Origin of the sequence: Vibrio makurazakiensis (assembly GCF_050337375.1) — a bacterium.
Lineage (GTDB): Bacteria > Pseudomonadota > Gammaproteobacteria > Enterobacterales > Vibrionaceae > Vibrio > Vibrio makurazakiensis.
Genome location: NZ_JAKJSW010000146.1, coordinates 1 through 10991, shown reverse-complemented (window position 1 = coordinate 10991; position 10991 = coordinate 1). Strand labels below are relative to the sequence as shown.

The following is a 10991-nucleotide window of genomic DNA, read 5'->3' as shown; positions in this document are numbered from 1 at the left end:
GTTTAGATGTGTCCCCGGTCGTGTAGCTGTGTTCAACTTTGTGAAGGAATTTATCTAGAGACATTTGTTTAAGCACCACTGAATTAACAAGTTTGAATAATAACTCTTATCATTTCCAGTTGTATGATCCTAATCATATCTTTAATGTTTCATGTGTTAATAATAGGGTTCATTGATAGTAATCCAGAAAAGGAATGCCGATGAGCGTTTCACGACAAAGCTGCTCGCGAAAARGCTTGATACGAACAAGCTTTGCACGAACTGGCTATATTGGATTGTGCGCCTTTTTCTCTGCGACTCTACACGCTGCTTTGCCTCCAATGAATATAGATCCGGCAAGGGCTGAATTAGGCAAACGCCTGTTTTTTGATACGCGCTTGTCGGGGGACGACTCGATATCTTGCTCCAGTTGCCACATACCGGCGAATGGTTTCTCCTTTCCAGAACCTTTAAGCCCTGCGTATACAGGGAGTGATGGGTTTCGTAATGCGCCAACACTCATTAATACGGTCTATAAGGAAGTATGGTTTCACGATGGTCGTATCGGTACGAATCTTAATGATGTGGTTCGAGAAAACATCACGGAAGATTGGCTGATGAATATGGACATGCGTTTGATGCAAGAGCGACTCAAACAAGACCCTATTTACGTTGAAATGTTTAAAGCCGCAAATCTTGGTGAACCGTCGAATGGAGGCGTTCGCAAAGCCCTACCTGAATATTTGAAAACACTGACTTCGATAAACGTCCCTTTTGACAAGGGTGATCTTAACGATCTAGCAACGCAGGGGAAGCAATTGTTCTCTGGGAAAGCGGGGTGTAGTCAATGCCACAGTGGTCCTATGTTCACGGATGGAAAGGCACACAATACGGGTGTACCGGAAAATCATGATGTATTTCTTGATCCGATGCGACATCAATCGTTTCTTGCTTACAACATGTTTATGGGCGTTCAAGATTACCTTTCGCTAACCCGTGATGTTGGGGCTCATGTACAAACCCACAAAGCCGATGGTAGTGACCGAGGTAAATTTATGACTCCAACACTGCGAGAGCTTACTCAGACGGCGCCGTATATGCACAATGGCATGTTACACACACTTGAAGATGTGGTTGAGTTTTATAACCAAGGCGGGGGCGAAGATTCTAACAAAGACTCTCGATTAAGCGTACTTTCTCTGACAGAACAAGAAAAACAGGCGTTAGTTGCGTTCTTGGAATCTTTATCTGGTGAGCCTTTAGTGGGCGAAAAGTACGAATGGCTAGATTATGACTTTGGTTATGAATATACGGAGGATTGGTCAAATGCTCGCAACTAAATTCTCTGTATTGCGTGTAGTGCTATTTGGGCTATCCGGAATTGGGTTATTTCCAGCCATTGCTTATGCCAACCTAACACTCGCGCCTCTAGGTGAAGTGCCCATTCCTGCCGATAACAAACAAACACCCGAAAAAATAGAGTTAGGAAAGATCTTATTTTTCGATGGTCGTTTAAGCGGTGATACCACAAGCCCATGTTCTGGGTGTCATATTCAGTCCCAAGGTTGGGGGTTTCCAGACGACCTTTCTATGGGGTATCCGAGTACGGTTCATTGGCGTAATAGCCAAACTATTATTAATGCGGCTTACTACGACAAGCTGTTCTGGGCTGGCAGTGCTATGTCGTTAGAAGCGCAGGCCAAAGACGCCGCAAAAGGTGCGGTCGCTGGCAACGGTGAAGACGACATTATGGAAGCTCGTTTGGCGTTAGTCCCGGAATATGTAGAGCGCTTTAAACAGGTGTTTGGTGACGATACACCGAAAATTCATAATGCGTGGCGTGCTATTTCAGCGTTTGAACGCACTATGGTTCAACGTGATGCTCCAATTGATAAATACCTACTCGGAGATAAAAGTGCATTATCTGAATCTCAACTAAAGGGTAAAGCCTTGTTTGAAGGCAAAGCGAATTGCATAGCTTGCCACAATGGACCGTTGGCGTCAGACCAAAAATTCTACAACATTGGCATCCCTCCAAGCCCTTGGTGGAGCGATGATGGCTTAGCACAAATAACCTTCCGATTTGAACTGTATTCTAAAGGTGTTACCGAACAGATGTACCGTACGACAAAGGCCGACCCAGGTGCTTACTTTCGTGCGAAACGTAAAGAGATGTTAGGGAAATTTCGTACACCTAGCTTGCGTTATACCAAGTACACCGCGCCGTTTATGCACAATGGGACCCTCCCAACTCTAGAAGCGGTCATTGATTTCTACAACCGTGGTGGGGTAGCTGATGATGGACGTACAACAGGGTTTCCCCAGACAAAATCCGCTTTGATTCAACCTCTTGGATTAACAGAACAAGACAAGAAACACTTACTTCATTTTGTCGAGGCGTTTTCAGGTGAACAGATTTTTATTGATGAGCCGACAATCCCTGAATACCAAGCGTTATTTACCAAAGAGCAACTTACTGGAGCTAAAAAATGAGCGTTAATTCTAATTCAACCTCCAGCAAAGGACACAACAAATGCATGATGTCGCGACGTGATTTTTTGCTCTATTCTAGCGCAGCTACTGCGGTGTCGATGGTGCCTCTCACATTGTTTGCTGGCACCAGTTCTGAGGCGAATGTTGAAGCTCGCGTTGTTGGTTACCCTCGTAAAAAAGTCGCCAAATTAAGTGAGCTAAATAATCATGATCCAGTTCATTTTCAATACCCAGATGAAGGAAAAAACTCAATTGCTATGCTAGTTAAAGCTGATATTGAATGTGGCGGTGGGATAGGGCGACAGCGTGACATTGTGGCCTACTCTATGACTTGTACTCATCAAGGCGGCCCTTTAACTGGCGCGTACAAGGCGATGGGAGAGCATCGTATTGTGGGGCAATGTCCGTTCCATCTATCGACTTTCGATTTGCGTCGTCATGGAGTTATGGTTTCCGGACAAGCCTTCGAAAGCCTGCCTCAAGTGCTACTGGAACTCGAAGGTGATGATATTTATGCGGTGGGAGTCATGGGATTGATCTTTGGTCGAATGGAAAACCTAATCGACGTGGAGGTCAGCTAAGTGAGTCAACCTGATCAAAACAAATCATACCTTGCACCGACAAGTACGTTACTTCCACCGGTAAACGCGGAAGTGATCACAACGGCTTGCGACTATTGCGTTGTCGCGTGCGGCTATAAGGTTTATCGATGGCCTGTTGGCAGCAACTCTGGCGGACCTCGTGCCGATGAAAATGCTTTCGGTGTCGATTTTCCTGTTCATGCACTGCAAGCTTGGGTTTCTCCCCAGCAACATAATATTGTTTCGCACAATGACAAACCACACCATGTGGTGGTGGTCGCGGACAAAGATATCCAAGTCGTCAACAAAGGAGGAGACTCTTCGGTTCGTGGTGGGCTATTGGCAAGAAAGTTATACAACCCCGATACACCAACGAAAGATCGTTTGAAGCAACCTTTGGTTCGTATTAATGGTCAGTTACAACCTGTCGAGTGGGACTTTGCACTCGACATTGCTGCCCAAGTTGGCCGACACGTGATTGATACTCACGGTTCAAACAGCTATTGCGTTAAAACGTATTCCTATCAGTATATTGAAAACACGTACGCGATAACAAAGTATGCATTACGTCATGTAAATACAGCGAACTTTTCAYTTCACGATACGCCATCAGATGTTACTGCCACGCCGGGCTTTAGAGATGCAGGCTTTGATAATTTCGCACCTAGTTATGATGATTGGGGCGCGGCAGATACTTTGATGATATGCGGAACCGATCCGTATGAGACCAAAACGATTATCTTTACGCAGTTCATCATGCCGGCGGTTCACCGCGGAATGAAAACGGTGATTTTGAATCCTCGTGAAACGGCAGGGATTGCGTGGCTAAAAGCTCAAGGTGGATTACACCTCGATATTAACCCCGGCAGCGATAACCTTGTGATCGGCGCGATTGCGCGGGTGATCCTTGAACAAGGTTGGCAAGATAAAGAATGGATTGAGAATTGGGTTAATAATAAATGGGAATCGAGTTCTGGTTTTGGTCAGGGTACACGTAACACTCCATGGCAGTGGAGAACCACTTGGGGCAAGTTCCAAACCGATGGCTTTGATGATTATAAGCAATGGAATTTGGAGCAAAAAGAATACGCCCCTGAGTATGCCGCTTCAATTGCCAGTATCGATGTCGAGAAGATTTACAAAGCGGCTGAGATGTTAGCTAAGCCCGCTAATGGTAAACGAGTCAAAGCTTCGATTGGTATAGAAAAGGGCTTCTATTGGTCAAATAATACGGGCAACACTAATGCTATTGCATCTCTCGCAACGATCATAGGGACTGGTGGTAGAGAAGGTCGCGTGATAGGCCGCTTTGGTGGGCATCAACGCGGTGGATTAGCTGGTGGAAAATTACCAAGAAACAAATCACCTGAAAAAGTCGCAGGCAGACGTAGGCGTTCTATTGATACCGATAGATACCTTTACTCGGGGCATACCCGCATGGCTCATGTGATTGGTACTACTTGGATCCAATCGATGTGTGGAAGCTATGGATTAAAAGAGAAGTTCATAGAGTTAACGACTCGTAACCCTCATCAAGCCATTAGACGCGATAAACAACATATTATCGACACCCTTAAAAAGCGTGCAGACTCTGGTGGCATGGTGGTTATCAACCAAGATATTTACTTGCGAGATCCGATAGGCAAGCAATTTGCCGATATCATTTTCCCTGCCGCGACATGGGGAGAGGAAGATTTCATTCGCGCTAATGGTGAACGTCGGTTACGTCTTTACCAGAAGTTCTCAGATGCACCGGGAAAGGCGAAACCCGATTGGTGGATCGTTGGTCAAATGGCAACTCGAATGGGCTACGATGGCTTTGATTGGCAAAACTCTAACGACGTTGCTGAGGAATCATCGCGGTTTAGTCGCGGCAGCCGTAAAGATTTTAATATGATCAAAGTTGCTGCACATGCTGAAGGAAAAACGCTTCATCAAAAGCTTGCTGAATTTGGTACGGAAGGTATCCAAGGCCCCGTGTTTTATAACTACGATACTAAAAAGCTCATCGGAACCAAGCGCCTTCATGATACTGAAATGAGCTGGGATGAACTGGTAGACAAAGGGCTACAAGATGGTCCTCAAGGCGCGAATATTATGCGTAAACAACTTACCCAGTTTAATAGTCAGACAGGGAAGGTGAACCTGCAAAAACATCCCTGGGATCTGTTTAGTGACTTCCATCGTTGGCTTACACCGAAACAGGACGAGTTGTGGTTTTCAAATGGTCGTATCAACGAAATTTGGCAATCGGGTTTTGATGATACAGAGCGTAGGCCTTACATCACTCATCGCTGGCCTGAAAACTGGATTGAAGTACACCCAGAAGATGCAGCAAAACGGGGTATAGAAGCTGGCGATGAAGTATTGGTTTACTCGGAACGTGTGGCCAATTTTAAAGACACGATTCTCGGTGTCGAAACCGATGATTTTCAATTCAGTAATTTGATGAAAAGTGGGCATATCCAATTGGATTATGCAGAGATTAAAGCAGTAGCGATTGTAACCTCTACCACGAAAAGAGGCGTATTGTATTGCAATATGATGGACATGAAGAATCCAGCCAACGCTTTAACGACAAGGGTAGTTGATCAAATCAGTGGTAACTATAACTACAAAATGGGTGTAGCCAAAATAAAGAGAATTGGTGAATCCAAATATAAGCGGGAGTTTAAAGGTTTTTCTTTTGCTCCACGTAACATTGTTTAAGGGAAATTTATGTCCGTTTTCCCTTGTTGGTGTTTCATTTAGATCCGAATGACAGTTTAGATATAAGAAAAACAGCGCCCGTTGGCGCTGCTTTTATGGGATAGCTTTATTCTGCATTAAACGGCTAGATTCAAAACCTTGTCTGTTGGTTTTGGCTCAATTGACGTTATTGAATCTTTTGTTCTGCTTTATCCAATAGCCCCTGCATTTTATCTTGAGCTCGACGGCTCACACGTTTTTTAGCCGCGATACGAGCTTCCTCTATGTTTACACTGGGATCACCCACAACGACTAGTGCCACCATTCCGTGCCTATGATGTACTTTGCATTTAATACCGTATACACCAGGTTTATCGAATGTGATTTCCTGAGCGTTTGACCCTGAGATCATAAGAGGCTTTGCTCCGTCAGGAAGCATCCCTTGGATACTGTGCGCAGTATGAGAGCCGACTGTCCCTTTAAAGAGCACTTTGTCTCCAGGTTCGATTTCGACGTAATCGGGGATAAATTGATACATCTTATCGATGTTTTCAGAGTTCATGTCCATGACTTGTTTGATAACTTTGGTTTCGGCAAGAACTGGAGTAGCGATAATAGATAGGATTAGCAAAAGTACACGCATCGTATTGGCTCTGTTAAATAAGAATTATTTTCAACAATGCTAATTTATTCACTGGGTGCTTGGAAGTTGATTTTATAATCATCTGGGTGAATCTTATTGATTCTTGTGTTGGATCAATCAAATTGACTTACTAATCTCTCGATATGCTTTTACTCACCCTAGCTAACGGAATGTTGTCGAATAGTTCATGGCGTATTTTCTACATCAATAGTTGAGTTTGTATGAGAGAAATGCAGTAGAACTTATTCAGCTTAAATGTGATACAGAAATGAAAAGCTTTTCACAATTAAACATACTTTTTCACGGAAAGAAGGGGAAGCTGCCCCTAGATTCTATTTATAAGTCTGTAAATGAAAATAATTGTCATTTAGTTACGTTGTTGTTTGCCGATTTTGTAAATTTACAACATACTGCCGTTTGCATCAAAATGTATATAAAACCTCGCTAAACCTGACTGAAACTACGGTTATTCGTTTGCTTTGACCGTTTATTGAGCGGATCTACCTCTTTTGTTCTACCCCTTTTGGGTAGTTCGTTTTCGTAATTGATTTACATCATATTTTCATTTTCTTTCATAATTCATTATTCATGCAGTTAAGAAATTATAATCTTTCAGGAATTCTTATGAGCAAGATGAAGCTAGTCGTAATCGGTAACGGGATGGTCGGCCATCGCTATATCGAAGATTTAGTCGAGAAGACAGATGTTACGAACATGGACATCACAGTTTTCTGTGAAGAACCTCGCGTAGCCTATGACCGTGTACACCTTTCTTCTTACTTTTCACACCACACTGCAGACGAACTTTCTTTAGTTAAAGAAGGGTTCTACGAGAAACACGGCATCAACATGCTGATCGGTGAACGTGCTATCAACGTTAACCGTGAAAAGAAAACAGTTTACTCAAGCACTGGCCGTGAAATTCAATACGACAAGTTGATCCTTGCAACCGGTTCTTTCCCATTTGTTCCGCCAATTAAAGGCCACGAAGGTAAAGACTGTTTTGTGTACCGTACTATTGAAGATTTGAAAGCGATTGAAGCAACAGCTAAAAACTCTAAATCTGGTGTGGTTGTCGGTGGTGGCTTGCTTGGACTTGAAGCGGCTGGCGCACTAAAAGCACTTGGCGTAACGACTCACGTTGTTGAATTTGCTCCAAAGCTTATGGCTGAGCAGCTTGATCTTGCTGGTGGTAATCAGCTTCGTCAAAAAATCGAACGTATGGGCGTAAACGTACATACAAGTAAGAACACGCTTGAAATTGCTCCTGAAGGCACTGAAGCTCGTAACGTTATGCGTTTTGCAGACGGTACAGAGCTTGAAACTGATTTCATCGTATTCTCTGCTGGTATTCGCCCTCAAGATAAACTTGCTCGTCAGATGGGCCTAGGTATCGCACCTCGTGGCGGCATCGAGATTAACGACCATTGTCAAACGACAGACAAAGACATTTACGCTATTGGTGAGTGTGCTTCTTGGAACCAAACGTTCTACGGCCTAGTCGCTCCAGGCTACAAAATGGCAACAGTAGCTGTTGACCATGTTGTAGGTAACGAAAGCACTTTCGAAGGTGCTGACATGTCTGCGAAGCTGAAGCTTCTGGGCGTGAAAGTTGGATCAATTGGTGATGCGAATGGTCGTACTCCTGGTTGTAAGAGCTACGTTTACCAAAATGAAGAGCAAGAAGTTTACAAACGCCTAATCGTTTCTGAAGACAACAAGAAGCTTCTTGGTGCGGTAATGGTTGGTGATACGTCTGACTACGGCGATCTTCTTCAGCTAATGCTGAACGAAATCGACCTACCAGAACACCCAGATGCTCTAATTCTTCCTGCTCACGCAGGCGGTGAAAAGCCAACACTTGGCGCAGACTCGCTTCCTGAATCTGCAGTTATCTGTTCTTGTTTTGATGTGACTAAAGGCAAGATCGCTCAAGCGGTTGCTGAAGGTCATCACACAATCGGCGATATCAAAGCAGTAACCGGTGCAGGTACTGGCTGTGGTGGTTGTATTCCACTAGTGACTTCAGTGCTAAACGCTGAACTTGCTAAAGCCGGTGTTGAAGTGAAGAACGATGTATGTGAGCACTTTGCTTACTCTCGCCAAGAGCTTTTCCACCTAATTCGCATCGAAGAAATCAAAACATTCGATGAACTACTAGAGAAATACGGTAAAGGCTACGGCTGTGAAGTATGTAAGCCTCTAGCGGGTTCTATTCTTGCTTCTTGCTGGGGTGAGCACATCCTTAAGCCTGAGCTAGTGAAACTGCACGATACCAACGATAACTTCCTAGGTAACATGCAAAAAGATGGTACTTACTCTGTTATCCCTCGTATGGCGGGTGGTGAAGTAACACCTCAGGCACTGAGCGTTCTTGCTGATGTTGCTGCAGAATACAACCTGTACACCAAGATCACGGGTGCACAACGTATCGGTCTATTCGGTGCTCAGAAAGATGACTTACCAGCAATCTGGAAGAAGTTAATCGCTGCAGGTTACGAAACGGGTCAAGCTTACGCAAAAGCACTTCGCATGGCGAAGACATGTGTTGGTTCGACTTGGTGTCGTTACGGTGTTCAAGATTCAGTTGGCCTAGGCGTGATGATCGAGAACCGTTACAAAGGCATCCGTACTCCTCATAAGATGAAGTTTGGTGTGTCTGGCTGTACTCGYGAGTGTGCTGAAGCTCAAGGTAAAGATTTAGGTATTATCGCAACTGACGCCGGCTGGAACATGTATGTATGTGGTAACGGTGGTATGAAACCTCGTCACGCAGACTTACTTGCAAGCGACCTAGACCAAGAAACGCTGATCAGATACATCGACCGTTTCATGATGTTCTACATCCGCACGGCTGCTCCACTGCAACGTACTTCGGTATGGATGGACAACCTAGAAGGCGGTGTTGATTACCTACGTGAAGTGATTGTAGACAACAAGCTTGGCATCAACGACCAACTTGAAACTGACATTGCTGGTCTGGTAGACAACTTTGCTTGTGAGTGGACAGATACAATCAACGATGAAGCTCAACTTAAGCGCTTTGCACACTTCATCAACGCTGATGACCGTGATGAAAACGTAGTGTTTGTTGAAGATGGCCGTGAACAACACCGCCCTGCGACATTCACAGAAAAACACCCAGAAGCGAAGGGCGACATCCTTCACGTTGAACTGGTTTAATTAGGGAACGACATCATGGCATTTACCAAAGTTTGTAAGATCGAAGACATTATTCCAGGTACAGGTGTTTGTGCATTGGTTGCTGGTGAGCAAGTGGCTATCTTCCGCCCAACTAAGGCAGAAGAAGTACTAGCGATTAGCAATACAGACCCTTACTTCCAATCTAACGTGTTATCACGTGGCTTGATTGTTGAGCACAAAGAAGAGCTTTGGGTGGCGAGTCCACTTAAAAAGCAACGCTTTAACCTGACAACAGGTGTGTGCATGGAAGACGAAAACTTCAACGTGAAAGCGTACAAAGCTCGTGTTACTAAACGTACTGTTGAAATCTCTGCATAACCGGCGCGGTTCATAAGATTTGATAGATCAAGGGTTCTAGTTATCGACATTGCCTTAGTTCGGCAACTAGAACCTTTTCCTATCCGATTTTAACTTTTAATTTTAACTTTTGAATAAGGGCAATTTATGTCTACTGATTTTAAACCGGCTGAGTTCGTTCAAACGATGATCGATGTGGGTGAAGCAAAAACAAAAACAAGTAGTCGTGATCTCCTGATCCGCAGCACAATGGCTGGTATCATTCTTTCTCTTGCAGTTGTTGTTGCAATTACAACCATCGTACAAACGGGTATGGGTGTTGTTGGCGCACTTGTCTTCCCTGTGGGCTTCGTTATTTTAAGTGTGATGGGCTACGACCTAGTAACGGGCGTATTTGGTTTAGCGCCACTGGCAAAGTTTGATAACCGCCCAGGAATTACTTGGGGTCGTATCTTACGTTGTTGGGGACTTGTTGGCCTAGGTAACCTTATTGGTTCTCTAATCGTAGCTGTACTGGTTGCAATCTCTCTAACAGGTAACTTCTCTCTAGACCCAAATGCGGTAGCGCAAAAGTTCATCGCAGTTTCTACAGCGCGTAGCCTAGGCTTTGAAAACATGGGCATGGACGGATGGATTACCTGTTTCGTTCGCGGTATTTTCTGTAACTTAATGGTATGTCTTGGTGTGATTGGTAACATGACAGCACGTACAGTTGCTGGCCGTGTAGCTATGATGTGGTTCCCAATCTTCATCTTCTTCGCACTTGTATTTGAGCACACAGTGGTAAACATGTTCCTATTCCCACTGGGTATGATTCTGGGCGCTGACTTCGGTATCGCGACTTGGTTGAACTTCAACCTTATCCCRACAATCCTAGGTAACATCGTTGGTGGTCTTCTACTGACATGTGTTCCTCTATACTTAACACACGCTAAAACTGCACCTGCGATTGACGCTAAATAATCTAGGCGTTTAGAGTTACGCGTTAGAACGAACTTTCAGCCTCAAGTGAATACTTGGGGCTTTTTTGATTCCAGTGTAAAACCAGATGCTTGGTTCCCTCGTAAGCGCGATAGATTGTTTTGTTATAATACTTTCCCTAATCA

At 44.3% G+C, this 10991-nt stretch carries 8 protein-coding genes; 7 read left to right on the top strand and 1 reads right to left on the bottom strand.

The window, feature by feature from the left end; translation table 11 throughout:
• The first annotated feature begins 320 nt into the window (after positions 1-320).
• The 4 genes from L4C33_RS15310 to L4C33_RS15295 are packed head-to-tail and all read left to right on the top strand — an operon-like array spanning position 321 to position 5762.
• Positions 321-1319 carry a cytochrome-c peroxidase gene (locus L4C33_RS15310; RefSeq protein ID WP_428813285.1) on the top strand — a complete coding sequence of 333 codons (999 nt, stop codon included), beginning with the start codon at positions 321-323 and terminating at the stop codon, positions 1317-1319.
• Positions 1306-2472 carry a cytochrome-c peroxidase gene (locus L4C33_RS15305; RefSeq protein WP_428813284.1) on the top strand — a complete coding sequence of 389 codons (1167 nt, stop codon included), beginning with the start codon at positions 1306-1308 and terminating at the stop codon, positions 2470-2472. The genes L4C33_RS15310 and L4C33_RS15305 overlap by 14 nt, the downstream gene beginning before the upstream one ends.
• The gene (locus tag L4C33_RS15300) at positions 2469-3053 is read left to right on the top strand and encodes an arsenate reductase (azurin) small subunit (protein WP_428813283.1); all 585 of its coding nucleotides are present in this window, start codon (positions 2469-2471) and stop codon (positions 3051-3053) included. Before L4C33_RS15305 ends, L4C33_RS15300 begins: the two co-directional genes overlap by 4 nt.
• The gene (locus L4C33_RS15295; RefSeq protein WP_428813282.1) at positions 3054-5762 is read left to right on the top strand and encodes a molybdopterin-dependent oxidoreductase; all 2709 of its coding nucleotides are present in this window, start codon (positions 3054-3056) and stop codon (positions 5760-5762) included.
• 166 nt (positions 5763-5928) lie between these two features.
• On the opposite strand, the gene L4C33_RS15290 is transcribed toward L4C33_RS15295, so the two are convergent.
• Entirely contained in the window at positions 5929-6384 is a 456-nt protein-coding gene (locus L4C33_RS15290; RefSeq protein WP_428813281.1) for a plastocyanin/azurin family copper-binding protein, read from the bottom strand.
• Positions 6385-7008: 624 nt separating this feature from the next.
• On the opposite strand from L4C33_RS15290, the gene nirB reads away from it, so the two are divergent.
• The 3 genes from nirB (at position 7009) to L4C33_RS15275 (ending at position 10848) form a co-directional block, all read left to right on the top strand.
• Entirely contained in the window at positions 7009-9567 is a 2559-nt protein-coding gene (gene nirB, locus L4C33_RS15285; RefSeq protein WP_428813280.1) for a nitrite reductase large subunit NirB, read from the top strand.
• A 15-nt stretch (positions 9568-9582) separates the two neighbouring features.
• The gene (gene nirD, locus L4C33_RS15280; RefSeq protein ID WP_428813279.1) at positions 9583-9906 is read left to right on the top strand and encodes a nitrite reductase small subunit NirD; all 324 of its coding nucleotides are present in this window, start codon (positions 9583-9585) and stop codon (positions 9904-9906) included.
• A 126-nt stretch (positions 9907-10032) separates the two neighbouring features.
• Positions 10033-10848 (top strand): formate/nitrite transporter family protein, encoded by an 816-nt coding sequence (locus L4C33_RS15275; RefSeq protein ID WP_428813278.1) that lies wholly within the window; start codon positions 10033-10035, stop codon positions 10846-10848.
• Positions 10849-10991: the final 143 nt, after the last annotated feature.

Excerpts from the sequence above, each read along its gene's own strand:
- L4C33_RS15310 (WP_428813285.1), top strand. The coding sequence starts at position 321 with ATGAATATAGATCCGGCAAGGGCTGAATTAGGCAAACGCCTGTTTTTT.
- L4C33_RS15305 (WP_428813284.1), top strand. The coding sequence starts at position 1,306 with ATGCTCGCAACTAAATTCTCTGTATTGCGTGTAGTGCTATTTGGGCTA.
- L4C33_RS15300 (WP_428813283.1), top strand. The coding sequence starts at position 2,469 with ATGAGCGTTAATTCTAATTCAACCTCCAGCAAAGGACACAACAAATGC.
- L4C33_RS15290 (WP_428813281.1), bottom strand. The coding sequence starts at position 6,384 with ATGCGTGTACTTTTGCTAATCCTATCTATTATCGCTACTCCAGTTCTT.
- nirD (WP_428813279.1), top strand. The coding sequence starts at position 9,583 with ATGGCATTTACCAAAGTTTGTAAGATCGAAGACATTATTCCAGGTACA.